This window comes from Qipengyuania flava (genome assembly GCF_019448255.1).
GTDB lineage: Bacteria > Pseudomonadota > Alphaproteobacteria > Sphingomonadales > Sphingomonadaceae > Qipengyuania > Qipengyuania flava_A.
On the sequence record NZ_CP080410.1, the window covers coordinates 2000653 to 2027000 of the forward strand.

General features: G+C 63.7%; 29 protein-coding genes. 16 read left to right on the forward strand and 13 right to left on the reverse strand.

Going from position 1 to position 26348, the window contains the following annotated elements; translation table 11 throughout:
• Positions 1 to 22 precede the first annotated feature (22 nt).
• The 9 genes from KUV82_RS09865 to dapA form a co-directional block, all read right to left on the reverse strand.
• On the reverse strand, positions 23 to 853 hold the full coding sequence (locus KUV82_RS09865) for a class I SAM-dependent methyltransferase (RefSeq protein ID WP_219954119.1): 831 nt from the start codon (positions 851 to 853) through the stop codon (positions 23 to 25).
• A 6-nt stretch (positions 854 to 859) separates the two neighbouring features.
• Positions 860 to 1882, reverse strand: a complete 1023-nt coding sequence (locus tag KUV82_RS09870) for an NAD-dependent epimerase/dehydratase family protein (protein ID WP_219954120.1) — start codon at positions 1880 to 1882, stop codon at positions 860 to 862.
• Positions 1882 to 3048 carry a nucleotide sugar dehydrogenase gene (locus KUV82_RS09875; protein WP_219954121.1) on the reverse strand — a complete coding sequence of 389 codons (1167 nt, stop codon included), beginning with the start codon at positions 3046 to 3048 and terminating at the stop codon, positions 1882 to 1884. Before KUV82_RS09875 ends, KUV82_RS09870 begins: the two co-directional genes overlap by 1 nt.
• A gap of 97 nt (positions 3049 to 3145) precedes the next feature.
• Positions 3146 to 3772 carry a glutathione S-transferase family protein gene (locus KUV82_RS09880; protein ID WP_219954122.1) on the reverse strand — a complete coding sequence of 209 codons (627 nt, stop codon included), beginning with the start codon at positions 3770 to 3772 and terminating at the stop codon, positions 3146 to 3148.
• Between the two features lie 245 nt (positions 3773 to 4017).
• Complete coding sequence (gene recA / locus KUV82_RS09885) at positions 4018 to 5082, reverse strand: recombinase RecA (protein ID WP_219954123.1); 1065 nt, start codon at positions 5080 to 5082, stop codon at positions 4018 to 4020.
• A gap of 147 nt (positions 5083 to 5229) precedes the next feature.
• The gene (locus tag KUV82_RS09890) at positions 5230 to 7701 is read right to left on the reverse strand and encodes a hybrid sensor histidine kinase/response regulator (RefSeq protein WP_258319713.1); all 2472 of its coding nucleotides are present in this window, start codon (positions 7699 to 7701) and stop codon (positions 5230 to 5232) included.
• The gene (locus KUV82_RS09895; protein ID WP_258319714.1) at positions 7701 to 8309 is read right to left on the reverse strand and encodes a DUF2062 domain-containing protein; all 609 of its coding nucleotides are present in this window, start codon (positions 8307 to 8309) and stop codon (positions 7701 to 7703) included. The genes KUV82_RS09890 and KUV82_RS09895 overlap by 1 nt, the downstream gene beginning before the upstream one ends.
• A 141-nt stretch (positions 8310 to 8450) precedes the next feature.
• On the reverse strand, positions 8451 to 8933 hold the full coding sequence (smpB, locus tag KUV82_RS09900; protein WP_219954124.1) for an SsrA-binding protein SmpB: 483 nt from the start codon (positions 8931 to 8933) through the stop codon (positions 8451 to 8453).
• Between the two features lie 40 nt (positions 8934 to 8973).
• On the reverse strand, positions 8974 to 9855 hold the full coding sequence (gene dapA / locus KUV82_RS09905; protein WP_219954125.1) for a 4-hydroxy-tetrahydrodipicolinate synthase: 882 nt from the start codon (positions 9853 to 9855) through the stop codon (positions 8974 to 8976).
• A 167-nt stretch (positions 9856 to 10022) separates the two neighbouring features.
• On the opposite strand from dapA, the gene KUV82_RS09910 reads away from it, so the two are divergent.
• From KUV82_RS09910 to KUV82_RS09955, 10 genes are all read left to right on the forward strand, one after another.
• A complete protein-coding gene (locus KUV82_RS09910; protein ID WP_258319715.1) occupies positions 10023 to 11882 on the forward strand; it encodes a lytic transglycosylase domain-containing protein in 1860 nt (619 codons plus the stop codon).
• 23 nt (positions 11883 to 11905) lie between these two features.
• Positions 11906 to 12385, forward strand: a complete 480-nt coding sequence (locus KUV82_RS09915) for a GreA/GreB family elongation factor (protein ID WP_219954126.1) — start codon at positions 11906 to 11908, stop codon at positions 12383 to 12385.
• Entirely contained in the window at positions 12378 to 12860 is a 483-nt protein-coding gene (locus KUV82_RS09920) for an invasion associated locus B family protein (protein WP_219954127.1), read from the forward strand. The genes KUV82_RS09915 and KUV82_RS09920 overlap by 8 nt, the downstream gene beginning before the upstream one ends.
• Positions 12861 to 12896: 36 nt before the next feature.
• Positions 12897 to 14144: a 23S rRNA (adenine(2503)-C(2))-methyltransferase RlmN gene (gene rlmN / locus KUV82_RS09925; RefSeq protein WP_219954128.1), complete on the forward strand. Its 1248-nt coding sequence runs from the start codon at positions 12897 to 12899 to the stop codon at positions 14142 to 14144.
• Positions 14141 to 14740 (forward strand): class I SAM-dependent methyltransferase, encoded by a 600-nt coding sequence (locus KUV82_RS09930; RefSeq protein WP_219954129.1) that lies wholly within the window; start codon positions 14141 to 14143, stop codon positions 14738 to 14740. The genes rlmN and KUV82_RS09930 overlap by 4 nt, the downstream gene beginning before the upstream one ends.
• Positions 14737 to 15384: an MOSC domain-containing protein gene (locus KUV82_RS09935; RefSeq protein WP_258319716.1), complete on the forward strand. Its 648-nt coding sequence runs from the start codon at positions 14737 to 14739 to the stop codon at positions 15382 to 15384. The genes KUV82_RS09930 and KUV82_RS09935 overlap by 4 nt, the downstream gene beginning before the upstream one ends.
• A 132-nt stretch (positions 15385 to 15516) precedes the next feature.
• Complete coding sequence (locus tag KUV82_RS09940) at positions 15517 to 15903, forward strand: glycine zipper 2TM domain-containing protein (protein WP_219954130.1); 387 nt, start codon at positions 15517 to 15519, stop codon at positions 15901 to 15903.
• A gap of 103 nt (positions 15904 to 16006) precedes the next feature.
• Complete coding sequence (locus tag KUV82_RS09945; protein WP_219954131.1) at positions 16007 to 16777, forward strand: SDR family oxidoreductase; 771 nt, start codon at positions 16007 to 16009, stop codon at positions 16775 to 16777.
• Positions 16774 to 17439 (forward strand): cytochrome b/b6 domain-containing protein, encoded by a 666-nt coding sequence (locus KUV82_RS09950; RefSeq protein ID WP_219954132.1) that lies wholly within the window; start codon positions 16774 to 16776, stop codon positions 17437 to 17439. Before KUV82_RS09945 ends, KUV82_RS09950 begins: the two co-directional genes overlap by 4 nt.
• Positions 17436 to 18176 carry a molybdopterin-dependent oxidoreductase gene (locus KUV82_RS09955; protein ID WP_219954133.1) on the forward strand — a complete coding sequence of 247 codons (741 nt, stop codon included), beginning with the start codon at positions 17436 to 17438 and terminating at the stop codon, positions 18174 to 18176. The genes KUV82_RS09950 and KUV82_RS09955 overlap by 4 nt, the downstream gene beginning before the upstream one ends.
• Here KUV82_RS09955 and KUV82_RS09960 read toward each other — a convergent pair whose 3' ends face one another.
• Entirely contained in the window at positions 18177 to 18614 is a 438-nt protein-coding gene (locus tag KUV82_RS09960) for a DUF1801 domain-containing protein (protein WP_219954134.1), read from the reverse strand.
• Between the two features lie 84 nt (positions 18615 to 18698).
• On the opposite strand from KUV82_RS09960, the gene KUV82_RS09965 reads away from it, so the two are divergent.
• The 3 genes from KUV82_RS09965 to KUV82_RS09975 all read left to right on the forward strand — a co-directional run bounded on the left by KUV82_RS09965 (position 18699) and on the right by KUV82_RS09975 (position 21665).
• Positions 18699 to 19994, forward strand: coding sequence for an SAM-dependent methyltransferase (locus tag KUV82_RS09965; RefSeq protein ID WP_219954135.1), 1296 nt, complete (start codon positions 18699 to 18701; stop codon positions 19992 to 19994).
• A gap of 78 nt (positions 19995 to 20072) precedes the next feature.
• Complete coding sequence (locus KUV82_RS09970; RefSeq protein ID WP_219954136.1) at positions 20073 to 20336, forward strand: DksA/TraR family C4-type zinc finger protein; 264 nt, start codon at positions 20073 to 20075, stop codon at positions 20334 to 20336.
• Positions 20337 to 20450: 114 nt separating this feature from the next.
• Positions 20451 to 21665, forward strand: a complete 1215-nt coding sequence (locus KUV82_RS09975) for an argininosuccinate synthase (RefSeq protein ID WP_219954137.1) — start codon at positions 20451 to 20453, stop codon at positions 21663 to 21665.
• A 225-nt stretch (positions 21666 to 21890) separates the two neighbouring features.
• Here KUV82_RS09975 and KUV82_RS14235 read toward each other — a convergent pair whose 3' ends face one another.
• Positions 21891 to 22016 (reverse strand): hypothetical protein, encoded by a 126-nt coding sequence (locus KUV82_RS14235; protein WP_258319717.1) that lies wholly within the window; start codon positions 22014 to 22016, stop codon positions 21891 to 21893.
• 505 nt (positions 22017 to 22521) lie between these two features.
• Here KUV82_RS14235 and KUV82_RS09980 point away from each other — a divergent pair.
• Both KUV82_RS09980 and KUV82_RS09985 read left to right on the forward strand, forming a co-directional pair.
• Positions 22522 to 23037: a septal ring lytic transglycosylase RlpA family protein gene (locus KUV82_RS09980; protein ID WP_219954138.1), complete on the forward strand. Its 516-nt coding sequence runs from the start codon at positions 22522 to 22524 to the stop codon at positions 23035 to 23037.
• A gap of 63 nt (positions 23038 to 23100) precedes the next feature.
• Positions 23101 to 23715: a hypothetical protein gene (locus KUV82_RS09985; protein WP_219954139.1), complete on the forward strand. Its 615-nt coding sequence runs from the start codon at positions 23101 to 23103 to the stop codon at positions 23713 to 23715.
• A gap of 97 nt (positions 23716 to 23812) precedes the next feature.
• On the opposite strand, the gene KUV82_RS09990 is transcribed toward KUV82_RS09985, so the two are convergent.
• Both KUV82_RS09990 and KUV82_RS09995 read right to left on the reverse strand, forming a co-directional pair.
• On the reverse strand, positions 23813 to 24163 hold the full coding sequence (locus KUV82_RS09990) for a hypothetical protein (protein ID WP_219954140.1): 351 nt from the start codon (positions 24161 to 24163) through the stop codon (positions 23813 to 23815).
• Positions 24164 to 24626: 463 nt separating this feature from the next.
• Positions 24627 to 24806: a hypothetical protein gene (locus KUV82_RS09995; protein WP_219954141.1), complete on the reverse strand. Its 180-nt coding sequence runs from the start codon at positions 24804 to 24806 to the stop codon at positions 24627 to 24629.
• Positions 24807 to 24933: 127 nt separating this feature from the next.
• Between KUV82_RS09995 and KUV82_RS10000 the strand changes: the two genes are divergently transcribed.
• The gene (locus KUV82_RS10000; protein ID WP_219954142.1) at positions 24934 to 26238 is read left to right on the forward strand and encodes an AAA family ATPase; all 1305 of its coding nucleotides are present in this window, start codon (positions 24934 to 24936) and stop codon (positions 26236 to 26238) included.
• The last annotated feature ends 110 nt before the right edge of the window (positions 26239 to 26348 follow it).

Genomic DNA, 26348 nt, shown 5'->3' on the forward strand with positions numbered 1-26348 from the left:
TCAGACTGTGCAGGAATGGCGATCAGCCGGGTGCGCGGGCAGTGACGATCCAGCAGGCGGCGGGCAGCGATACCCGTCCGTGCTCGTGATGGCGCTCGATTACCCTACGCAAGCGGTCGAGCGCGGCTTCCCGATCATCCCCTTCGAGCGCCGCTACGGCGCGCGCGGCGGGTCCGATGCGGAGGAAATAGGACAGCGCGTCCTCCACCGCGTCCGGCCCCTCGCCCGCTACCATGCCATAGTCGATCGCCTCGAACCCGATGTCGCGCCATCCCGCTTCCGATAGGATCCGCTCGACCTTGTCGCGGCGGCCGAAAGCGAAGGGGCCGGGAGCATCGCGATCGGGCGGCGGGCCGTCGCTTTTCGGGAGCGCCGACATCAGCTCGCGAACCCATGCGTTTTCGGACGGTTCGCGAAAGCAGGAGAAGACGAGCCGCGCTGCAGGAGAGGCCTCGCTCGCGATATGCGTGAAGGCAGCGACAGGATCGCCGAAGAACATGACACCGTGGCGCGATACAATGAGATCGGCCCGCTCGCCCTCTACGGCAGCCCATTCCGTCGCGTCCCCGTGTTCGAAGCGAAGATTGGCATGGTCCGAAGCGCGAAAGCGTGCGGCGTCCAGCAGCTCCTCGCTTACATCGACGCCTATGACGCGGGAGGATGGATGTCCCTCGGCAAGGCGCAGGGAGAGCTCACCCGCGCCGCACCCGATGTCGAGCGCCTGCGCGAACTGGGATGCCGTAGCGACTTCGAGAAGGCGATCGGTCAGCGGACCGAAGCTGCGGTCGGTGCGCTGCCATTCCGCTGCCCAGACATGACCCACACGCCCGACCCATTCGGATTGATCGGTCATCCTGCCTCACACATCGTAGTAATCGCGGTACCAGTCCACGAAGCGCTTCACACCGTCCCGAATGCCGGTTTGCGGCACATAGCCTGTGAGCGACTTCAGCAGTTCGGCATCGGCCCATGTTGCCGGCACGTCGCCCGGCTGCATCGGCATGAGGTTGCGCTGCGCCTCGATCCCTAGCGCCTCTTCGATTGCCGCGATCATCTCGCCCAGCTGCTCGGGCTGGGAGTTGCCGATGTTGACGATACGCCAGGGTGCAACCGGGGAGAGGCTGTCGCCCGGCGCGATATCCTCCGGCGTTTCCGGCCGCACGGGCGGCGTATCGATCAGGCGGCGGATGGCTTCGACGAGATCGTCCACATAGGTGAAGTCCCGCATCATCTTGCCGTGGTTGTAAACGTCGATCGGCTCGCCTGCGAGCATGGCGCGGGTGAACTTGAACAGCGCCATGTCCGGCCGCCCCCACGGGCCATAGACCGTGAAGAAGCGGAACATCGTCACCGGCAGCCCGAAGAGGTGCGCGTAGGAATGCGCCATCGCCTCGGTCGCCTTCTTGGTCGCCGCGTAGAAGGACATCTGGTGGTCGGCCTTCATGGTCTCGCGGTACGGCATCTCGGTGTTCGCGCCGTAGGCGGAAGAGGTCGAGGCCAGCAGCATGTGCTGCGGCGGATGCGCGCGGGCGGCCTCGAGCAGTTCGAACGTGCCGACGAGATTGCTTTCCAGATAGCTGCGCGGATTGTCGATCGAATAGCGCACGCCCGCCTGCGCGGCGAGATGGACCACGACATCCGGCGTGTGTTCGGCAAACAGGCCGGCGAGCAGTTCGGGCGTTTCGATCGCCTCGTTCACGGCCGTAAAGCCAGGGCTCTGCAGCAGCCCCGCCTGGCGCCGGCGCTTCAGCTCGGGATCGTAATAGTCCGACAGCGAATCCACGCCGATTACCCGGAAGCCCTCGGCCAGCAGGCGCTGGCACAGGAAGTAGCCGATGAACCCGGCGGCCCCGGTGACCAGTGCGGTCCGCGCCTGCGCCATCAGTCGGCGCCGAACAGGTCGCGGGTGAAGACCTTTTCGCGCACATCTGCGATATCCGGATCGAGGCGGTTGGCGACGATGACGTCGGCCTCGGCCTTGAACGCCTCGAGGTCGCGTTCGACCCGGCTGCCGAAGAAGCTGTTTTCTTCCATCACCGGCTCGTAGACGATGACCTCGATACCTTTGGCCTTCACCCGCTTCATGATGCCCTGGATGGAGGACTGGCGGAAATTATCCGATCCCGCCTTCATCACCAGGCGGAAGATGCCGACCGTCTTCGGCTCCTTCGCGATGATCCGATCGGCAAGGTAATCCTTGCGGGTCCGGTTCGCGTCCACGATCGCGCGGATCAGGTTCTGCGGGACTTCGGAATAGTTCGCCAGCAGCTGCTTGGTGTCCTTGGGCAGGCAATAGCCGCCATAGCCGAAGGAGGGGTTGTTGTAGTGGCTGCCGATGCGCGGATCGAGACCGACGCCTTCGATGATCTGGCGCGTGTCGATCCCGTGTGAGAGCGCGTAACTGTCGAGCTCGTTGAAGAAGGCGACACGCATTGCGAGGTAGGTGTTGGCGAAGAGTTTGATCGCCTCGGCCTCATCCGCATCGGTCAGCAGAACCGGAACGTCCTCCTCGAGCGCGGGCTCCAGCAGCAGGTCGGCGAAGCGTTGCGCCCGCTCGGACCGTTCGCCCACGATGATGCGCGAAGGGTGAAGGTTGTCGTAAAGCGCCTTGCCTTCGCGCAGGAATTCGGGGCTGAAGATGATCCGGTCGGTCGCGAAGCGCTCGCGCGCCTGGGTCACATAGCCCACGGGCACGGTCGACTTGATGACCACGACCGTGGTGTCGTTCGCGGCAAGGACCTGCTCGATCACGGCATCCACAGCCGAAGTGTCGAAGAAGTTCGTCTCGACATCGTAATTGGTCGGAACGGCCGCAATCGCGAACTCGGCCCCGTCGATCGCTGCGGCGCTATCGGTCGTGAATCTGAGGTCGAGCGTATCGCGCAGGAGGTATTCCTCGACAAGGTCGTCCTGGATCGGCGAGCGCCGTTCCTGCAGCATGGCCACGCGATCGGCGGAAATATCGCAGCCCACCACGGTGTTGTGCTGCGAGAGCATGATGGCGTTGGAAAGGCCGACATAGCCAAGGCCGAAAACGGCGATCTTCATCGAATAGTCCGTATCTCTTTGCCGGATCGCAGGCGCGCAATCCGGCTCGCCTTCTGTGGGCAGGCCCGCGCGATTGCAAGCCTGCCCCGTCCGCCGCTCACCAGATGAAGTAGGGACCGCCGCGCTCGCGCGCGCGCTGCCAGGCCGGACGGGCGTGGATGGCCGCAACGAAGGCGGCCAGCTTGGGCGCTTTCTCGGCGTAACCCTGCATGACCGCGATTTCGGCCGGGAAGCTCATCATGACGTCCGCCGCCGACCAGTCCGACCCGACGAAATGGAGGTCATCCGAGATATTGTCCTCGGAAAACTGCACATGGGCGGCAAATTGCTCCTCGACGCGGGGCATCAGCGGGGCGGCGGCTTCGCCAAGGCGGTCGGCGTAGATCTTGAGCATGACCGGAACGAAGAAGCTGCTTTCGCCGAACTGCATCCACTCAAGATGGCGAACGCGCTCTTCGCTGCCCGCTTCCGGTAGCCAGGCTTCGCCGCCATGGCGTTCGCACAGATATTCGATGATCGCACCGCTTTCGGACACCATCAGGCCATCGTCCTCGATCACCGGTGACTTGCCGAGCGGATGGGCGTTCTTGAGTTCGGGCGGAGCAAGGTTGGTTTCCGCGTCGCGCTGATAGTGCGCGATCTCGTACTCGGCGCCGAGTTCTTCCAGCAGCCAAAGAATGCGCTGCGAGCGGCTATTGTTGAGATGGTGGACGGTGATGGTCATTCGGCTCTCCCCTGTCCCGAAGCGAATGGCCGGGACGATTCGCAGGCGACCCTAGGCAAGCGGGCTGCGCTTCGCCAGCCCTCGCCACAATCCTGCCAAGCGCCTGCCATACAAACGGAAAAGCCGGTGCGGCCCTAAAGCGGCGCGCACCGGCTTTCCGTTTCTTCGGGAGCGCCGGGGGACAGTCCGGCTGAGGCGCGAGCCCTGGGGGAGTAGGGTCGGGCGCGCTCCCGCTTGAAGAGATATCAGTCCTCGTCCGCGTCCGGGCCGGTCATCATCTCTTCGGCGACCTCGTCGGTGCGGCCGCGGATGGCGGCTTCCAACTTGGCACACATCTCTTCGTTCTCGGCGAGGAACTTCTTCGCGTTTTCTCGGCCTTGGCCGATGCGGACGCTGTCATAGCTGAACCAGCTGCCCGACTTTTCGACCACGCCGGCCTTCACGCCGAGGTCGAGGATTTCACCGATCTTCGAAATGCCCTGGCCGTACATGATGTCGAACTCGACCTGCTTGAACGGCGGGGCCACCTTGTTCTTGACCACCTTGACGCGGGTGGTGTTGCCGATGACTTCGTCGCGGTCCTTGATCTGGCCGGTACGGCGAATGTCGAGGCGGACCGAGGCGTAGAACTTCAGGGCATTGCCGCCGGTGGTGGTTTCGGGGTTACCGTACATCACACCGATCTTCATGCGCAGCTGGTTGATGAAGATCACCATGCACTTCGAACGGTTGATCGAACCGGTGAGCTTGCGCAGCGACTGGCTCATCAAGCGGGCCTGGAGGCCGACGTGGCTGTCACCCATCTCGCCTTCGATTTCGGCGCGCGGCACCAGCGCGGCGACCGAGTCGACGACGAGCACGTCGATCGCGTTCGAGCGGACCAGCGTGTCGGTGATTTCGAGCGCCTGTTCGCCGGTGTCGGGCTGCGACACGATCAGCTCGTCGATATCGACGCCGAGCTTCTTTGCGTAAACCGGATCGAGCGCGTGTTCCGCGTCAACGAAGGCGACCGTACCACCGGCCTTCTGCGCTTCGGCCAGCACATGCAGCGCCAGCGTAGTCTTGCCCGAGCTTTCCGGACCGTAGACTTCGATCACGCGGCCCTTGGGCAGGCCGCCGACGCCGAGCGCGATATCGAGGCCCAGCGAACCGGTGGAGATCGCCTCCACCTGCATGGTTTCCTTCTGGCCCAGCTTCATTGCCGAACCCTTGCCGAACGCGCGATCGATCTGCGCGAGCGCGGCGTCCAATGCCTTCTGACGGTCTGCGTCCACTTTCTTGTCCTCTACGAGCTTCAGACTTGCCGCCATGACATCACCTCCTGCGCTTGGCCAGAGCCGCTATCGACTCTTCAACTGGCAATTGGTGTATCCATTTTGTTCTCTTGGAACAAGGGGGGAACGGAAATTATTTTCCTGTTTTGTTCCAGAACGGAGGAAACCGCGGAATTCCGCGCTTCAGCCGCGCTGTTCGCTCAGCACTTCGGCGACCTTGGCGTTGATTTGCTGCACGCTGAAGGGCTTGGGAATGAAGTGCATGTTCTCGATATCGATATCGTTGCGCAGCTGTTCCTCGGCATAGCCCGACATGAACAGGATCGGGATATCGGGCTTCACCCGGCGGATTGCGCGCGCCATGGCCGGGCCGTCCATCGCAGGCATGACCACGTCCGACACGATGAGGTCAAACTCGGTGTTGCCATTGGCAATGGCGGCAAGGCCTTCTTCGCCGTCTGACGCCGTGGTGACGGTGTAGCCCGCGCGCACGAGGGCGCGTTCGGCCACGGCACGGACCATGTCCTCGTCCTCAACCAGCAGCAGCTTGCCGCCGGCCGACCATTCGGTGGCCTTGGGCTCTTCCGTCTCCTCGCTGCGCATGGCGGCGGGCAACTCGCCCTTGTGCACCGGAAGGTAGACGGTGAAACGCGCGCCCATGGGCGTGCCGTCGGGGCCTTGCACGTTGTCGGCGAAGATGAAGCCGTTCGACTGCTTGACGATACCGTAGACGGTCGAGAGGCCGAGGCCGGTGCCCTTCCCCTGCTCCTTGGTGGTGAAGAAGGGTTCGAAGATCTTGTTGAGATGCTCTTCCGGGATACCGCCGCCGGTGTCCTGCACGATCAGCACCGTGTAATCGTCGGCGGGCATGATATCGATGCCCATCTTGCGCACATCGCGGGCCGAAACGCGGCGTGTGGCGAGCGTGAGGCGGCCCTTCCAGTCCTGCTTTCCGGCGCGCATCGCATTCGCCTGCATCGCGTCGCGCGCGTTGACGGCAAGGTTGATGATGACCTGTTCGAGCTGCTGCGGGTCGGCCCGCACAGAACCAAGTTCCCGGTCATGCCGCACGAGGAACTCGATCTTCTCGCCCATCAGGCGCTTCAGCAGCTGGCTGACCTCGCTCACCACGTCGGGCAGCTGGAGCACGACCGGCCGTAGCGTCTGCTGGCGGCTGAAGGCGAGCAGCTGGCGCGTCAGCGATGCGGCGCGGTTCGAGTTCGCCTTGATCTGCTGGATGTCGTCATAGTCGCTGTCGCCCGGCGTGTGGCGCAGCAGCATGAGGTCGCAGTAGCCGATGATCGCGGTCAGCACGTTGTTGAAGTCGTGCGCCACGCCGCCCGCCAGCTGGCCGACCGCCTGCATCTTGGTGGCCTGCGCAACCTGGCGGCGCAGGCGCTTTTCCTCGGTGCTGTCGCTGATCGAGAGCAGGACCGCTGCCTCGCCCAGCCCCCGAATCCCGGCTAGGCCGATCGAGACCGGCTCTTCCTTGTCGTTGGCAAGGCGCACCGCCATGTCGCCGCTGGCCGTCGCGCCCTTGGCAAAGCGGCGCACCGTATCAGCCATGGCGGCCTTGTCTTCGCGCACCACGAGGTCCGAAGGGAATTGCGGTAGGCCAAGGTTTTCGCGCTCCACTGCGCGCAGGAAAGCCTTGTTGGCGAACAGGAAGCGGCCGTCGCGGTCAGTCAGTGCCAGCCCCAAGGGCAAGGCCGACAACAGCGCTTCGAGCTGGGGGATCGCGGCTTTCCCGCTGCCTTCCCAGCCGCCGCCAATACCAACCGTGCTGTCCACCAGCAGCATGAGTGAAGGCGCCTCGTCCGCATCGCTCATCCGCCCGCCCCCGGCCGTATCGAGCGGCACGTGGACCAGCGTTTGCGGCGAGCCCTGCTGGCCTTCGCGCGCAAAGAAGATGCGGTCGCGATCGTCGGAGCGCAGCAGCTGGACGAATTCCAGACCGTTCAGCCCCGTCTCCCGGCTGCCGGTAGCGCGCTCCACAAGTCCGGGCGTCGTGGTCTGCACGATGCCGTCGGGTGCGACCAGTGCAAGCTCCAGCCCCGCCCGCGACATGACTTCGCCAAAGCGGCCTTCAAGGCGTTCGGACAGGCCGTCGTAGCTGCGCTCTTCGCGGATTTCGGCAAAACTCCACACGAGATAGGCCTCGCCCCGGCCCGTGCGCTGGATCGAGAGCCTGTAGGCAGCCTTGGTCGCGTTGAGGTAGAGCGTATCGATCTTGGCCGATCCGTCGCGCCAGGCTTCGCGCGCGGCCTCGATCATCGCCTGACGCGATTCGTCGTCGAACGGCAGGTCGAAGGGCGCGGCTTCGCTTTGGAACCAGCCCTCATAGCTCGAATTGGCGCACACGAGCCGGTTCGCCCGGTCGATGATCGCAATTGCGCGGCGGCGGTTCTCGATCGCGGCGGTGGTCACCGACCAGTCGGGTGCGACCGCTTCGGCTTGCGCGGGCGGCGAACGCAGCCGGGCGCCAAGCAGCAGCATCAGCAGCACCGCCACCAGCGCGCCGCCATAGGCAAAGGCAACGACCGATTGTTCGCCCACCAGCCAGACCAGCCCTACCGAAATCACGCTGGCAGCCGCAACGGCCACCATCAACGGAATGGGAGGAAGGCGCGTCACCTCGTTGGTGTCGTCGACCATCACGCCTCGGCGTCCTTGGTCAGGCGTTCGTCCAGCCGCCGCTCCATCGCGCGCAGCCGGCGCTGGCGTTTGCGCGCAACGACGAAGCGCCACACGACGCCGGCGAAGAGGTAGCCGATCGCCGCGCCCACTACGGCCAGGACTGTGAAGCCGAAGATCGTCACCAGCACCGTCACGCCGACGCCTTCGAACATCTCGACAAGCCAGGCCCAGCGCCCGCTGTTGATCTCTTCCTGCGCCGCACCGCCTGTTGTGGCGAGGTCGATCTTCAGGATGAACGCACCGAGCCGGTTGGCGACCACGGCCCAGAAGGGGAAAGTGAACGGGTTGGTGATGAAGGTCACCAGCGCCGACAGCGGCACATTGGCGCGCGCCGGCAGGGCCATGAAGGCGGCAAGGAAAATCTGGCCGACCGGGATAATGAAGCCGGCAAAAATGCCGAGCGCCACGCCGCGCGGCACGCTGCGGCGGGTAAAGCGCCACAGCTCGGGCGTCAGGAAGCGGTGGGCAATCGGGCGCAAGTACTTGTTGCGCGCCATTTCCTCACGCGAAGGCATGCGCATGCGGATCCAGTCCGCCAGCCAGGTCTTGGAGGTGCGCTTGTTCATTCCCACGGCTCCGCCATGCTCTGCCTGATGGGCGAGTTCAAGGGGGCGCGGAAAGGGAAAAGCGACAGACGCGGCATGAGCATCGATGTGGTTACCGCCCGGCAGCTTTGTAAGGGATGAATGGGCTAGCGGGCAGAAGGTTTAGCCGCGATCGCGCATCAGGCGCGCCTTGTCCCGCTTCCAGTCGCGATCCTTGATCGTCGCGCGCTTGTCGTGCGCCTGCTTGCCCTTGGCCAGCGCGAGTTCGACCTTGGCCCGACCGGTTGCGTTGAAATAGACCGACAGCGGCACCAGCGTCATGCCCTTGCGCTCGACCGCGCCGAACAGCTTCTCGATTTCGCGGGCATGGAGCAGCAGCTTGCGCGGCCGGCGCGGTTCGTGGTTCAGGCGGTTGCCGTGCGAATATTCGGGGATGTTGGCGTTGATGAGCCAGACCTGCCCGTCACGCACCTCGGCGTAACTTTCCTTGATGCTCGCCTCGCCCGCCCGCAGCGCCTTCACCTCGGTCCCCTGCAGGGCAAGGCCGGCCTCGAATGTGTCCTCGACATGATAATCGAAGCGCGCGCGACGGTTGTCGGCGACGACTTTCTGCTTGTCGAATGTGGCGGGTTTGGGTCGGGCCATAAGGTGGGCGCATGTAGGCGTTCATGCGCCCCCTGCCAAGTCAGAGCAGTCCGGCGTGGACCAGGGCCTCGTCGACCGCCTTTCGGCTGGCCTCGCTGGCCTCGCACAGCGGCAGGCGCACGCCGTATTCGACCCAGTCGTGGACGCGGCTGAGGGCGTATTTCACCGGCGCGGGGCTCGCATCGGAGAACATGGCGTAGTGCAGCGGGAAGAGGCGGTCGTTGATCTCGCGCGCCTTGACCAGATCGTTGGCGGCAATGGCCTCATGAAATTCCGCGCACAGCGCCGGGGCGACATTGGCCGTGACCGAGATGCACCCTGCGCCGCCGGCCGCAGAGTGCGGCAACCACAGCTCGTCATTGCCCGACAGCTGGCAAAACTCGTGGCCGATGCCCATGCGGTGATCGGCGACGCGCGAGAGGTCACCGCTCGCATCCTTGATCGCCACGATGCGGTCGGGATACTTGCGAACCAGCTCGACCACAGTTTCGTCCTCGATATCGGTCACCGTGCGGCTGGGCACATTGTAGAGCACGATCGGCAGGTCGCTGTTTTCCGCAAGGTGGCTGAAATGCGCGATCAGGCCCGACTGGCTCGGACGGTTGTAATAGGGCGCAACGCACAGGCCCGCAGCCGCGCCGGCCTTCTTCGAAAACTGCATATGCAAGAGCGCGTTGCGTGTATCGTTCGACCCGCATCCGGCAATTACCGGGACCCGGCCGGCCGCCTGTTCGATGCACACTTCGATGACGCGGTGGTGTTCCGCGTTCGACAGTGTCGAGGCCTCGCCCGTCGTGCCGCAGGGCACCAGCGCCTTGCTGCCGCTTTCGATCTGCCAGTCGACGAGGCGGCGAAAAGCGGTCTCATCGAACGATCCATCGCGAAAAGGAGTCACCAGAGCCGGAATTGAGCCAGAGAACATTTACCGCTGTCCTGCGTTAGGGGTATGAAACAAGGCAGGTTTTGGCCTGCCGCGCCATAATTCATTCAGCGCCTGATAAGGAGGGGCCGGGCAGTATGTCCAGCATGGGCTCAAAAACTATTTTCTCGCTTGCACTTATGGTCGGTTCTTCGCTGGCCTTCCCCACAATGGCGCAGGCGCAGACCCAGATGGTCGCCCAGCAACCGGCCCGGATGGACCAGGCTGTCGGCCAGTGGGAATATCTGACGCGGGAAGACGACCTGCCGTTCGCCTCTTACGCAAACTTCCTCGTCACCTATCCGGATTTCCCCAAGGAAGCGCTGCTGCGCTCCCGCGCGGAAGCGGCTCTGGATAATGACGCACCTACGCCGCAGGCATTGGTGGCCTATTTCGACAAATATCCGCCGCTCACCAACAGCGGCCGTGCGCGCTACGCCCTGGCGCTGGCCTCGCTCCAGCGTCCCGAAGCCTTCGACAACGCCCGCCAGGCCTGGCGCGGCGGCACGATGAGCGGTCCGGCCGAGCTTTACATGCAGGGCCTCTTCGGCAGCCGCTTCGTTCCTGAAGATCACGATGCCCGCATGGACGCGCTGCTGTGGCAGGGCGATTTCGAAGCCGCCTCGCGCCATGCCTTGCGCGTTTCGCCTGCCTATCGCGACATGGCGCAGGCGCGGCTTGCTTTGCTTCAGGGCAGCCTGCCCGCAAACTCTGGCGTGACTGTGCCCGAGGACGCGATGTCCGACGCTGGGTATGTCTACAACCTCACGCGGCATTACCGCACTTCGGGCCAGCCCTACCAGGCGGTGAACCTGCTGGCCTCGCGCGCTGACTTCGCCGCACCGGCCTTCGACGGGACCGAATTCGTTGCCGAAGCCCTTGCCGTGGCGAAGGGCGCTGGAGCGAGCCAGGCAGTCGCCATCGCATCCAAGGTTGACGATCTCTTCGCGCCCGGCACCGATATTTCCGAAGGCAGCTTCCGCTTGCGCGACAAGTACACCGATCTCATGTGGCTGGGCGGCACCAAGGCGCTCTGGTCGCTGGGCGACGGCGAGCGCGCCGCGCCCCTGTTCTATCGCTATGGCACCGCGGCCAAGACCCCGCTGACCCGTTCCAAGGGCTTCTACTGGGCGGGCCGCGCCGCTGCGCAATCCGGTAACCGGGCCGAGGCCGAACGCTATTGGGACATGGCTGCCCAGTTTCCCGACTGGTATTACGGACAGCTGGCGCTGAGCGAACTCGGCCGCCCGATGCCGGCCTTTGCCTCTGTCCCGCAGCCGAGCGAGGCGGACCGCGCTGCGTTCGACGCCGACCCGCTGACCGGCGCGCTGCAGGCCATCGCCCGCAACCGCCGCGACTGGCGCACCGAGCGCGCCTTCTTCGAAGCGATCGCGGACAAGGCGGACACGCCGCAGGAGATGGCGCTCGTTGCGCAGCTTGCGCGCGACACCGGGCTTGAGGAAATGGCGGTCGTCGCCGGTCTCGTTGCCGGTGAGCATGGCCTGCAAGGTTTCGAGCGCATCGGCTATCCAACGGTTCCGACCCATTCGGGCGCCAACTGGACCATGGTTCATGCCATCGCCCGGCAGGAAAGCGAGTTCGACCGCAACCGCGTCAGCCACGCCGGCGCGCGCGGTATGATGCAGCTGATGCCGGGCACCGCGCGCGAAGAAGCGGGCAAGATCGGCGTCCAGTACATGTCCGCCAGCCTGACCGAGAGCCCGAGCTACAACATTCGCCTTGGCGACGCGCACTTTGCGCGGCTGATGGACCGCTATGAAGGCGCCTATCCGCTGGCCATCGCTGCTTATAACGCAGGCCCCGGACGGGTCAGCCAGTGGCTGCGCCTCAACGGCGATCCACGCACCGGCGCAGTCGACTGGGTCACCTGGATCGAGCAAATCCCCGCCAATTTCGAGACGCGCTATTATGTCATGCGCGTGATCGGGAACGCGGTCAGCTACGCCAACATGCACCCGGACAAGTCCGCCAGCTACGAACGCGATATCCGCAATTACCTTCGCCGCTGACATGCGCTAGGGCCGCCGGCCTGATGCAAGGCAAGACCAACCCCGTGACGCCCGCCGGCTACGCCGCGATGAAGGCGCGCTACGACCATTTGCTCGGCACCGAGCGGCCGGAGATCGTGGAGATCGTCAGCTGGGCGGCGGGCAATGGCGATCGCAGCGAGAACGGCGACTATCTCTACGGCCGCAAGCGCATGCGCGAGATCGACCGCGAGCTCGCGCATCTCTCGCGCCGGATGAAGGCGGCGCGCGTGATCGAGCCGTCCGAACAGCCGGACAAGTCCCGCGCCTTTTTCGGCGCCCGGGTGACGCTGGCCGACGAGGACGACAACGAGAAGGTCGTGACGCTGGTCGGCGACGACGAGCAGGACGCAAGCGCAGGCCGGATCGGTTGGTCCTCCCCCCTCGCCCGTGCATTGAAAGGTGCATCAATCGGGGATTTGCGCAGCGTAAGGCTTCCCGGCGGGCTCAAGGAGTGGGAGATCACGGGCATAGACTATGACTAGGCTTGCCGCCCTCCTCGCCCTTCTGCTCGCCGCACCGCTCGCGGCCAAGGACAGCCTCGGCGTGTTTTCCGACTGGGGCGCGTTTCGCGATCCGTCCGTTCCGCGCTGCTACGCCATCGCCATGCCCGCCCCCAGCCGGTTGCAGCGCGATTTCGAGCCCTTTGCGACGATCGGCACCTGGCCGCGCCAGAACCTGCGCGGGCAGGTCCACTTCCGCCTTTCACGCCAGCTTTCGCAGCGCGGCACCATCACTTTGGCGATCGGCAGTCGGAGCTTTCGCCTCACCGGTGGCGGCGGCGACGCCTGGGCGGAAGACCGCACCATGGACGCCGCCATCGTGGCCGCCATGCGTTCGGCCAGCCGCATGACGATCCGCGCCACCGACAGCCGCGGGCGGCGCTTCTCCAACACCTATTCGCTGGCCGGCGCTGCAACTGCGATGGACGCTGCCACGCTCGCCTGTTCTCGGCGCTAGCCAAACGCACGCAGCGGCACTATATGCGCCGCTCCCATGGCCGATACGAACCTCATGAGCATCCCCGGGCAGGTGGACCCGGTCCCCGTGGCGCGTGACATCACGCCGCGCGAAGACGGCCGCATCGATCTGATCGGCCTGCCGAAAGAGCGCATTCGCGAACTGTTCGCCGAGGCGGGCCTCGACGCGAAACAGGCCAAGCTGCGCTCGAAGCAGGTGTTCCACTGGCTCTACCACCGCGGCGTCACCGATTTCGAAGCGATGACCGACATCGCCAAGACGATGCGCCCTTGGCTCGCCGAACGCTTCGTGATCGGCCGACCCGAAGTGGTCGAAGCCCAGCATTCGACCGACGGCACGCGCAAGTGGCTGCTGAAGACTGCCGACGGGCACGAGTTCGAGATGGTCTTCATCCCCGATGCCGACCGCGGCACTCTGTGCGTCTCTTCGCAGGTCGGCTGCACATTGAATTGCCGTTTCTGCCACACCGGCACGATGAAGCTGGTGCGTAACCTGACGCCGGGCGAAATTGTCGGCCAGGTCATGCTCGCGCGCGATGCGCTGGGCGAATGGCCCAAGGGTTCGATGGCCGGCCTCGACGATGCCGAGGATGAGGGCCACTACACCTCGGACGGGCGCCTCCTCACCAACATCGTCATGATGGGCATGGGCGAGCCGCTCTACAATTTCGACAACGTCAAGGGCGCGCTGAAGCTGGTCATGGACGGCGACGGCCTTGCCCTGTCGAAGCGCCGCATCACGCTCTCGACCAGCGGCGTCGTTCCGATGATGGACCGCTGCGGCGAGGAAATCGGCGTGAACTTGGCCGTCTCGCTCCACGCGGTGACCAAGGAAATCCGCGACGAAATCGTCCCGCTCAACAAGAAATACGGCATCGAGGAACTGCTCGAAGCCTGCGCCGCCTATCCCGGCGCCAGCAACGCGCGCCGCATCACCTTTGAGTATGTCATGCTCAAGGACAAGAACGATACCGACGAGCACGCGCGCGAGCTGGTCCGCCTGCTCAAGCACTACAAGCTGCCCGCCAAGGTGAACCTCATCCCGTTCAACCCCTGGCCCGGCGCTGCCTATGACACCTCGACGCCGGAACGTGTGAAGCGCTTCTCCGACATCGTGTTCGAAGGCGGCATTTCCGCCCCCGTGCGCACCCCGCGTGGGCGAGACATCGATGCGGCCTGCGGCCAGCTGAAGACGGCAGCTGAAAAGAAAAGCCGCGCCCAACGCGACCGGGAAGCGGCAGAAGCCGCAGCCGCCGAAGCGTGAGCGCCGATCTGGCGACGATTGCCTATTACGAGGCAAACGCGCCGCGCTACACGCTGAGCTTCGGGCAAGCGCCCAGTCGCCATCTCGATGCCTTCCTCGACCGGCTGGAACCGGGCGCGCGCGTCCTCGAGATCGGCTGCGGCGGGGGACGCGATTCAGCCCGCATCCTCGAACGCGGCTTCGACCTCGATGCCACCGATGGCACGCCGGCGATGGTGCGCAAGGCGAACGAGCGCTTCGATGTGGGAGCGCGTGTGATGCGTTTTGACGAGATCGAAGCGGTCGAGGCCTACGACGCGATCTGGGCCCACGCCTGCCTGTTGCACGCCGCACGCGCGGACCTGCCGGGCATTCTGGACAGCCTCCTGACAGCGCTGCGCCCGGGTGGCTGGCACTTTGCGAACTACAAGCTCGGCACGGGCGAAGGGCGCGATCCGCTCGGCCGCCTGACCAACCTGCCGGACGAGGCCTGGCTGGAGCGCGCCTATCGCACTGCGGGCTTCACCGTGGTCGAGACGGAGCGCTATGCCGGCAAGGGCGCCGACGGCGTCCAGCGCGACTGGCTCGCCCTCACCTGCCGAAAGGACCAGCCTTGACCATCCGTGTGACCGCCCTGTCCGTTGGCCTGCCCAAGCCGTTCAACGGCGTTGAACTCAGCGCGATCGACAAGCATCCGGTCGAGGGACCGGTCATGATCCGCAGCTTCGGTCTCGAAGGCGACATGGTGGCCGATACCAAGCACCATGGCGGTCCCGACTTGGCCGTGCACCACTATTCGCACGATCACTACGCGGGCTGGAATGACTGGCTGGGTGGCCATGAACTGCTCGCCCGCCCATCGGCCTTCGGGGAGAATATCAACGCCGGCGGATTGGCCGAAACGCAGGTCTTCATCGGAGATCGCTTTCGTCTGGGCGGCGCACTGCTGGCAGTCAGCCAGCCGCGCCAGCCCTGCTGGAAGATCGAGCACCGTTTTGATCGCAAGGGCATGGTGGCGCGTATCGTCAAGGAGCACATCTGCGGCTGGTACTACCGCGTGCTCGAAGAAGGCGAGGCCGAGGCCGGCGATACGCTGGAACGAGTAGAGGCCGGTGCTTCCGAGTGGAGCGTCGCCCGCCTGTTTGCCAAGCTCTACGACCCCGCGCACAAACCGACTCGCGACGAGTTGGAGGCCATCGCACAGCTCGAGCCCCTGTCGGCTTACCTGCGCGAACGGGCACAGCAGGCGCTCGACCGGTAACGGTTCATCGCCTCAGCCGGGTCGGCTCGGCGCGAAATACGGATTAACGCTGCGTGTTCATCTGAGGTTGTGGACCTGCAGCCAAAGCTCGCCGTTGTTGAGCCAGACACTTCCGAAAACAAGGCAAATACAATGAAGAAACTCAGCCTCGCCATCGCCGCCGGAACGCTTGCGATCACCGGCATTGGCACCTCTGCCCCGGCCGCAGCCGATCCGCCAAGCTGGGCCCCTGCCCACGGCAAGCGAGCCAAGGACCGCGCGGTCTATGACAGCCGCGGCTATTATGTGAACCCGCGCCGGATCACCCGTGCTGACCGCATGTGGCGCGGAAATGACGGACGCTACTACTGCCGCCGCGACAACGGCACGACCGGCCTCGTGATCGGCGCGGGAGTCGGCGCGCTGGCAGGCCATGAGCTGGCCGGTCGCGGCGACAAGACGCTTGGCGCCATCCTCGGCGGAGCAGTGGGCGCGATTGTCGGCCGCGAGATCGACCGTGGCAGCCTGAGCTGCCGCTAATCCCTTCCCGACCCTCGAAGTCGGATACCAGGCGCGTCGTCACCCTCCCCTCAGGTGACGGCGCGCCTTTCCATTGGCGGCGCGCGCGTTATGGTCGCGGTCCATGACCGCCGATCTCCCAGCCGTGCTCGTGACAGGCGGTGCCAAACGCCTCGGGGCAGCCATCACCCGCCGGTTCGCCGAAGCCGGCTGGCATGTTGTCATCCATTACCGTACCTCGTCCGATGCAGCCGAGCGCCTTGCCGCCGAACTGCCCTCGGCCGAGCTTTACCAATGCGACCTGGCGGACGAAGACGCCGCGATCGCGATGGTCGAAACGCTCGCATCGCGGCTCGGCAACTGGCAGGCCTTGATCAACTGCGCCGCCATATTCGACCCGGACGATGTAACCGGACTCGATCCCGTTACGAACAAACGGGCAATGCAGATCAACGCCCGTACTCCTACGCGCATGGCGCAAACCTATCTCGCCAAGGCAAAGGCCGTCGGCGGGCGGCGCGTGATCCATTTCACGGACCAGAAGCTCGCCAATCCCAATCCGGACTTCTTCAGCTACACGATGAGCAAGCACGCGCTGGCCTCGACGGTGGAGATGCTGGCAATGGGAGCCGCGAAGGCGGACGACCGCGTCTACGCCCTCGCCCCGGGAGCGATCCTCGCAAGCCACGACCAGAGCGAGGAAGAGACCGAGGTGTCACACCGCCTCAACCTCCTCGGCCGCAAGACCGGGCCCGATGAGATCGCCGAGGCCGCGCTGTTCCTCGCGCAGGGGCACCTTGCGAGCGGACAGACGCTCTTCGTCGACAGCGGCCAGCACCTGCTGGATCAGCCGCGCGACGTGATCTACCTTGCGCGAGAGGGGGAAACCGCATGAAACGTCACGCCCTGACCACGCGTCTCTGGCACTGGATCAACCTAGTCTGCGTCGTCGTTCTGTTCATGTCGGGGCTGACCATCTCCAACGCGCACCGCCTCCTGTACTGGGGCGATTGGGGTTTCTCTCGGGCGCAGGCGTGGCTGGAAGTGCCGCGCTTTCCCGATTGGATGACGATTCCCGGCTACTACAGCCTCGCCGTAGCGCGCGACTGGCACATCCTGATGGCCTGGCCCTTCGCGCTCGGCCTCCTTTTCATGTGGGTCGCCATGCTCGCCAACCGCCACTTCAAGCGCGACATCGCGACCAGCGGTTCCGAATGGCGCCCCGCCGCAATCTGGAACGACATCGTCCAGCACCTCAAGCTCAATTTCGAGCACGAAGGCAGCAAGTACAATTTCCTGCAGAAGCTCGCCTATGGCCTTGTCCTTGGCGTCTTCCTCCCGATGATGGTTTTCACCGGCATCGCCATCAGTCCCGGGATGGAGCCGACCTTCAGCTGGCTGGTCGAGATCCTCGGCGGCAGGCAATCGGCGCGCAGCCTGCATTTCATCTTCGCGTTCCTGATCGCCGGCTTCTTCGTGGTGCACCTGGCGCTCGTTATTCTGGCAGGGCCCATCCACCAGATCCGCGACATGATCACGGGAGGAAAGCAGCCATGAAACGCCGGAATTTCCTGGTCGCCGCAGGCGCGGCCTTCGTCGCCGGATGCAACCGCATTGCCGAAACCGATGCCGGCAAATCGCTGCTCGGTGCGGCCGAAGGCTGGCACAAGAGCGCGCACCGCCTGCTGACAAATCGCGAGGCGCTTGCCCCGGAGTATCCGCGCAGCGCAATCTCGCCCTTCTTCCGCGGCAACGGATCGACTGACCCGCAGAACGGCGACTACCCGCGCCATGTCGAGGAAGGCTTCGCCAACTGGCGTCTTGAAGTCGGCGGACTCGTCGAAACGCCGCTCAGCCTGACACTCGACAACCTGAAGGCCTTGCCACAGCGCACCCAGATCACGCGCCACGACTGCGTGGAAGGATGGAGCGCGATCGGCGAATGGACCGGCCCGCAGCTCTCGCTCCTGCTCGAAGCGGCGGGCCTGCGCGAGGATGCTAAGTTCATCGTCTTCCGCTGCGCCGACAATCTCAACGGCCAGGACTATTACGAAAGTGTCGACCTGATCGATGCCTTCCATCCGCAGACGATCATCGCCCACAGCCTCAACGGCGAGCCCCTGCCCGTGCGCAATGGCGCGCCGCTGCGCATGCGGATCGAGCGCCAGCTCGGCTACAAGCAAGCGAAGTACCTGACCGCGATCGAGGCCGTGGCGAGCCTTGAGGACATCGCCGGGGGCCAGGGCGGCTATTGGGAGGATCGGGCCGGATACCAGTGGTACGCCGGCATCTGATCATTCCGGATAGCGCCGGTTCATTTCGTCCCAGTCGTTGCGGAGCATCTCTTCGAGCACTTCGAGGTCGATGTCCGCCAGCTTGTTGACGTAGACGCAGCTCTTGCCGCGCGAATGCTTGCCGAGGCGTTCCAGCATGGCGGCGTGTTTCTCGCCCGTTTCCGGGTCGCAATAGCCGCCCATCAGGTAGAGCGAATGCTTGGCCTTGCGCGGACTGAAGCCGGTCCGCATCCAGTGAACGTCGCGCCCGCTTGCATAGGTGGTGCGATAGGATCCGTAGCCGATGATGCTCGGCCCCCACATCCGCGGCATTTCCCCGGTCACCTTGCGAAAGAGCGCGTCGAGCACCTTGGCCTCCTCGCGCTTGCGCTCCGGTTCGACCGCCGCAAGGAAATCCGCCGGATCGACATCGGTCACCTGGGTTTTCGCTTCGGCCACAACGCGTTGCCTCCCACCATTTGACTTGCGCTGCAGTGTGCCACACTCTGCACATCAGGGGAAATCCAGGGGAGAGAAGCGCCGATGTGGCTGCTCGACAAATTTCTGAAAACCGCAATCAAGCGCGGCCATATGAAGGTCACCGACTACGACGGGAAGGCCTATGAATACGGCGCGCCGGAGGACGGGCAGGCGCCCCTGCATATCCGCCTGACGAACAAGAAGGCCGCCAAGCATATCGCACGCTATCCGCAGGTCGGTGCGGGCGAGGCCTATATGTGGGGCTGGCTGGAAGTCGACGAGCCGCACGACATCCGCGACCTCATCCTATTCGTGACCATGAACGCCAAGCGCGAGGCCGGTGCATCGCTGAAAGCCAAGGGTCCGCTGCGCAAGGCAGCCCAGAAGCTTCTGGCGAAGGCCGACAGCGTGAACCTGAGGACCAAGGCGCGCAAGAACGCCGAGCACACCTACAACCTCACTCGCGAGCTGTACGAACGCTTCCTCGACGAGGATCGCCAGTACACCATGGCCTATTACCGCGAGGATCCGGACAACACCTCGCTCGAGAAGGCGCAGCTCGACAAGAAGGCGCATCTTGCCGCCAAGATGTTTATCCAGCCCGGGCAGCGCATCCTCGATATCGGCTGCGGCTGGGGTGGTTTCGCGCTCTACCTTGCGCGCCATTACGATGTCGAAGTGATGGGTGTCGCCCTCGCCCCCGACCAGATCGCCTTCTGCAAGGAACGCGCCGAGGAAGCAGGGGTCGCCGACAAGGTGACTTTCGAGCTGATGGATTACCGGGACGTGCAAGGGTCTTTCGACCGCATCAGTTCGGTCGGCCTGCTCGAACATGTCGGCACTCCGCACTACCCCCAGTTCTACGAACACACCGCGCGGCTGCTGACGCCCAAGGGCGTGATGATCAGCCACTGCTGCGGCCGCGCAAAGGGCCCGGGGATGACCGACGCCTGGACCCGCAAGTACATTTTCCCGGGCGGCTACATTCCCGCCCTGTCCGAGCTTGTGACGCAGAGCGAGAAGTTCGGCTGGCAGGTGATGGACGTCGAAGCCATGCGCTTCCACTACAGCCACACGCTGGAGGAATGGTACAAGCGCACCGTCCTCCACCGCGAGAAGATCGTCGAGCTTTATGACGAGCGCTTCTATCGCATGTGGCTCTACTACCTCGCCGGCGCGGAGCAGAGCTTCCGCCACGGGAACATGGTCAACTGGCAAATCCAGTATGTGAAGGACCGCGAGGCAATCCCCATGACGCGCGAATACATGGAGGCCGAAAGCGCCCGCCTGCGCGCGGCGGACGAGGGCAACGTTCCGACCTGGCATCTCGACCCGGCGCTGAAGGAAGCCGCGGAGTAGGGCCGCGCCGACCTCTGTCCGATCGGATTGAAAATCGGGCGTTTCACCCCATATTCCGGGATGAAAGGAAGGTTGGAAATGGCCGGTGGATGGGCGCGCGATGGCGCGGTTCAGGATCAGATCGACGACACCGTGTCCGACGCGGTCAGCGCGGCTCGCGCCCGCCTTCCCATGGGCGAAAGCGAGACCTGGTGCGTGGAGTGCGGCGAGGAAATTCCCGAGAAACGCCGCGCGGCGCTCCCAGGGGTGAAGCGCTGCGTCGAATGCCAGTCCGGCCAGGATTCTGCCGTCCGCAGCGCCGGCATCAACCGGCGCGGGAGTAAGGACAGCCAGCTCCGCTAACAGCTGCGAAGCCATCCCGGCGCGAGCGAAACTTCGCTCACGCCAAGCGTGAATCGATTGCAAGCCAACCCCCTCCCCTGCTAGCGGCGCGCCCGTAACAGCAAGGTGCTCCCAATGTCCGATATCAAACGCGTCGTCCTCGCCTATTCCGGCGGTCTCGATACTTCCGTCATTGCGAAATGGCTGGAAGTCGAGCGAGGGCTCGAGGTGGTGACTTTCACCGCCGATCTCGGACAGGGCGAGGAAATCGAACCGGCGCGCGAGAAGGCCCGCGCCATGGGCATTCCCGACAAGCACATCTTCATCGAAGATTTGCGCGAGGAATTCGTGCGCGATTTCGTGTTCCCGATGATGCGCGCCAACGCCCGTTATGAAGGCGACTATTTGCTCGGCACCAGCATCGCGCGCCCGCTGATCTCCAAGCGCCTCGTCGAAATCGCGCACGAAACCGGCGCCGACGCCATCGCCCATGGCGCGACCGGCAAGGGCAACGACCAGGTGCGTTTTGAGCTGTCGGCCTACGCGCTCGATCCGGACATCAAGGTCATCGCCCCCTGGCGCGAATGGGACCTCACCAGCCGCACCGCGCTGATCGCCTGGGCCGAGGCGCACCAGATCGCGGTGCCAAAGGACAAGCGCGGCGAGAGCCCCTTCTCGACCGATGCGAACCTCCTCCACACCTCGTCCGAGGGCAAGGTGCTCGAGGACCCGTGGGAAGAGACGCCGGACTACGTCTATTCGCGCACGGACCATCCGGAAGACGCGCCCGACACGCCCGAATACATCACGATCGATTTCGAGAAGGGTGACGGCGTCGCGCTCAATGGCGAAGCGATGAGCCCGGCTACGCTGCTGACCGCGCTCAACGATCTCGGCCGCAAGCACGGCATCGGCCGGCTCGACCTGGTCGAGAACCGTTTCGTCGGCATGAAGAGCCGTGGCATGTACGAGACGCCCGGCGGCGAGATCTATGCGCGCGCCCACCGCGGCATCGAGCAGATCACGCTTGATCGCGGCGCGGCACACCTCAAAGACGAGCTCATGCCGCGCTACGCCGAACTGGTGTACAACGGCCTGTGGTTCAGCCCCGAGCGCGAGATGCTGCAGGCTGCAATCGACCTCAGCCAGGAAAAAGTGGCCGGGACCGTCCGGCTCAAGCTCTACAAGGGCAACGCGATGGTCGTTGGCCGCAAGTCGGACGCCTCGCTCTACTCCGAAGCGCATGTGACCTTCGAAGATGACGCCGGGGCTTACGACCAGAAGGACGCGGAAGGCTTTATCAAGCTGAACGCGCTGCGCCTGCGCCTGCTCGCCAAGCGCGACCGTTAGTTGCGCTGCAACACGGTTGTGCGGCGCAATATTGCGTCGCCGGCGTGACGATCGTTACAAATTTGCGACGAGCGGTTGAGTTATCCACCGCACTCCACAAGCGATTCTGCGGAAAGTGGATAACTGCGGCCTTGCCAGCTTGCCGAATCGTCCGATCAGGGGCAGCTTCAAGTCATCGGAACGGCGAAGGACTTCCACCGGATCGACGGCTTAACGGCCTGAAATCTAGGAGAAATTCCAGACCGGAAAGACATGGAAGAAGCTGTCCATGTGTTTCTTGAGACCGAGATGCGGGAGGCTTCGGCCAAGCGCAAGGAGGTCGATGACGGGAACGCTTAGGTCTTCATTCATGGATCGAGCCAACCCGGCTCGGATGCCGAAGGAGGCGTCGAAGGAAGGTCTTCGGACCGGACAGCGATGCAACCGCTTGAGGCAACCGGCCACTAACGGAAGGCACGATCGCGGAGCCGCCTGTTGAAGGTTGGTCTGGGACAGAAGCGAGGGTTTCACGACCTGGCGCACTTGACCGGATCAGGTGGAGGGCGGAGCCGGATGCCGGTGCGAGCGCCGGTGACAGACCCGGACGCGGTGTCTTCGGACGCAGCGAAAGGGAAAAGCATCGGATGCCAAGTTCCTGCCTTCGGGCAAGACCACGCATCGGTGAGAGTGGGGTCGGCAGCGATGCCGGCCCCATTTGCTTTGGAACACCCCCGCCCCCGCAAATTGGCCCGGACAGCGCGTTTTCGCGGTGAAACCGCGACGAACTGTGGCGGGAACGGGGCAGTTTTTGTCCACATTAGGGACTTCCCATTCTTCCTCCCGTATAGACGCGGGAGCTGAACGGGAGGTCCGCATCATGGCCAAACGCGCGTTTCACAGCCTGCTTTTCCTGGCGGCCCTGACCCTGCCTGCCTCGGCAGCGCTGCCCGAAGAGCATTCGCATGCCATCGGCCCCGAGATCGATTTCGAAACCAGCTTTGCACGCTTCGAAGCGCTGCCGCCCGCGCCCGAACCCGCCGGCATCGCGGTCGATCTCGACACGTTCGAGCCGCCGATCGAGCAGCCACCCGCCGCTCGCTCCATCGGCTCGGGCGTAGCGTCCTACTACGGCCGCCGCTTCCACGGCCGCCGCACCGCCAGTGGCGAGCGGTTCGACATGCACGCCATGACTGCGGCCCACAAAACACTGCCTTTCGGCACGCTTGTCGAGGTCACCAATCCTCGCAACGGGCGTTCGGTCACCGTGCGCATCAACGATCGCGGGCCCTTCACCCCGGGCCGCACCATCGACCTCAGCCGCGCCGCCGCGACCCAGATCGGCCTGGTCCAGCGGGGCCACGGCACGGTCGAGCTCGCCCTCGTCGAGGGCTGAGCCGCCCCCCTTTCGCCACCAGCGCCCCCGCGCTAGCCTTGGCGCATCACAGGGGGCCGGGACGTGAGCGAATTCAGCATAACCTTCGAGCTTTTCCTGCTCATCCTGGGCCTGGCCATGGCCGAGGTGCTGCAGGGCTTCGCCCGCGCCTACAAGCTCCAAAGCCGCATCCGCCACGGCCGTGAACCCGGTCTCGAGCCGGTGCGCATCGGCTGGCTCGTCCCGCTCTCCGCGCTGGTCCTGCTGTGCCACCAGGCAACCTTCTGGCTCTACCTTTACGAAGTGCGCGGGAACGTGCCGCTCAACTTCCTCTCGATCCTCGCGCTGCTTGCCCTCATCGGCTGGTACTACCTCATCAGCGCCGCGATCTGGCCCGAGGAGCCCGAGGCCTGGCCCGATTTCGACGCCTTCTACATGGCCCACCGCCGCTTCGTGTGGTTCGGCGTGATCGCCATCGCCCTGCTCGGCCAGCTGGCCCGTGCGACCTACTCGATCGAGACCGAGACGCAGGACCCGGCCTGGATGTTCCGCCTCGCCGACGGGGCGGACACGGTCGGCTCGCTGGCGCTGATTGCCCTCCCCTTCGTGAGCCACGCGCGCTTAGCGCTCGCCCTGCTCGTCCTCGTCCTCGCCCATTTCGCGGTCATCGCCGCCGTGTCGCCCTGGATCCCGGTCTAGGCGCCCGACAACGGCTCAACCCCGCCAAGTGAAGCCGGCTGCACGAAAAAGGGGCCCGCCGTAGCGAGCCCCTCTCATGCCGAGTTGCTACCCTCGCTCAGTCCTTGGCGAAGTGGCAGCTGACCGTGAACTGGCCGCTCGGCATCAGCTTCACGCGCGAGCGGGTGGTTACCTTGCCGAAGGCGAAGCAGTTGTAGCCGCGGAATTCGATCGGGCGCTGGATGTCCGGATCGCCATCGGCCACGCCGTTGCAGGTGAGGCTGGCATTGCCGTTCTTGGTCTCGGTGTAGCGATAGTCGCTGACGAGCAGAAAGCCGGCAAAGCCGGTCGTGCAATTGTCGCCCTTCAGGACCGTGGCCGCGTTGTCGGACTTGGCCGCGACGGGCACGGCCGGAACGGTGGATGCGATCACGAGAGCCGCGACGGCGGCTGCGCTGATGGTTTTCATGGTGTGAGTTCCTCTCGCAAGTTTTACGCCGGGCGGTGTTCCATCTCCGGCAGGACTTGCGACCCCGAGCCGGAGCCTACGCCTGCCCGCCGAAAACGCCAAATCGTGGTGAGGACGGGGTTAAGGCGACGCGCCAAGCCCCTGTTATCGCGCCGCTTCTCCTTGGCGAGCGAGCTTCCGAGCGTGGCGCGCTCCCTTACCGCCAACACAACCGACTCGAACGAGCCGCGCCAGGTGCGCGAGCAGCAGGCGGCTGTCAGGGGCCCCATCGAAGTATGACTTCAATGGGAACCCATTGCGCCTGCGCCGCGCGACCTCCTCCCCGTGATAGAACACCGCCTCCTCCACCCCGCCCAACGCCCGGTCGGCGAGCCTCGCCTCGGCATGCGCCCGCGCCGCGAGCAGCGCCGCATCCCACGCCTGCGCAAGCGCCGGAGAGGCCCGCCGCTGGCGGAAGCGAAGCTCACCAAAGGTGATCGGCCGTCTGCGCCGAGATGCGCGTGGCACGGCAGGCGAGCCGGACATTGCCGAACAGCTGGAGGTTCTGGAGGAACTCGGCCGGCGCCTTGGGGCCGAAAATGGTGTGCCCCTCGCCGTGAGGTCCGGTGGTGGGGGCGGATTCGATGGTGACGAGAGCGTTCATGGTTCACCTCATGGGTTCGAGTGAACCGGGTTAGTTATACGCGTGCGTGGGAGTAGGACAGTGATTGACGCGCCCTAACTCCGCAGGACCATATCTGTGGAAAAGACCATCCATCCTGGATACGTCTATGTCGAGCACTCCAATCGACAAGAACTTCGCTATAAGGGCTAAGATACAGCAAACTTACAGGGCAATTGAACAAATGTTCGGAAAAAGGCTTACACCGCGTGACGTATTCACCCCAAGGGCGCACGAACTAAATCAAAGAACTTACGCAAGACGAGATGAACTGGAAACAGCGCTTAAGGACGCGATGCTAGGTCACAAATACATCATCGTACATGGCGAAAGCGGAAATGGTAAAACTTGGCTTTATAAAAAGGTTTTTGAAGAACTCAGCACCCCATGCACGGTAATAAATCTCGCCAAATTGATTACTGAAAAATCATTGAATGCTGTCATTTCATCGAAACTCGGCGAACTTGGCTATGAGGAACAAACCTCTCAAACACAAGAACTCGATGCAGGGGCAAAACCTGGTGGAATTGGTGCAAACTATAAGCACAAGTACACTTACGAGGGACGTCAAATCGGCGCAATCGAGGCGCTAGCCTTACATTTAAAGAAACTTCACGGAAAGCCAGGCGTAGTCGTCCTCGATAACTTTGAACAGATTATATCGAAGGATAATTACGTTGAAGAAATTGCTGCGCTTATTATCTCCGCAGATGAGGATGTGATTGCTAGTACGGGCATAAAATTTCTAATTGTGGGCACTCCAACGAACATTATGGAGATGCTTTCAAAAGTCTCGGACGCCTCTACGATCGCGAATAGGTTCGTAGAAATACCCGAGGTAGCCCGCCTTGGCTTGGCAGAGTCTCGCTACATCATGAGCCAAGGGTTCGAAAAGCACCTCGATACGACGTTCATCATCGATAAGAACAAACTGTACCGCGAAATCAGTTACAAAACCGATGGCATAGCCCAACAGGTTCAAGAACTCTGCCTTCAGATCGCAATCAATGCCAGCAAGGAAGGCGGAAAAATAACTGAGAAGACTCTCATTCAATCGGAAAAACAGTGGCTTAACGCAACCCTCTCGGCGGATAGAAATGCCGTTATTGGACACATGAATTCGCAAGAGACGAAAGTTGGGAGGAAAGACCAAACCATTTATTGCCTTGGTCACATGCCTAAAGAAGAGTTCAAATTGACCGATGTGGAAAACGAAGTGAGGAGGACTTTTTCCGTTCCACATACAAAGAGTTTGAACATTCCACAGATCTTAGCGGATTTTCAGAAAGGATCCCATCCGATAATTAGAAAATCACCTCGCAATAGTCACTACAGCTTCCGCTCTCCAAAATATAAAATGGTCATTCGCTCTATGCTATATCTGGACGAAGACCAAAAGGTGCGGATCCGTTAAATTCGTTTCTTTACGCTGGCGATATAACGCCTTTTCGGAGAATTGTTGGCGGGGAATTTAGAGATCTTTTTGTACTTTGATTCGCGGGGCCTGTGCAGGACATCACTGCA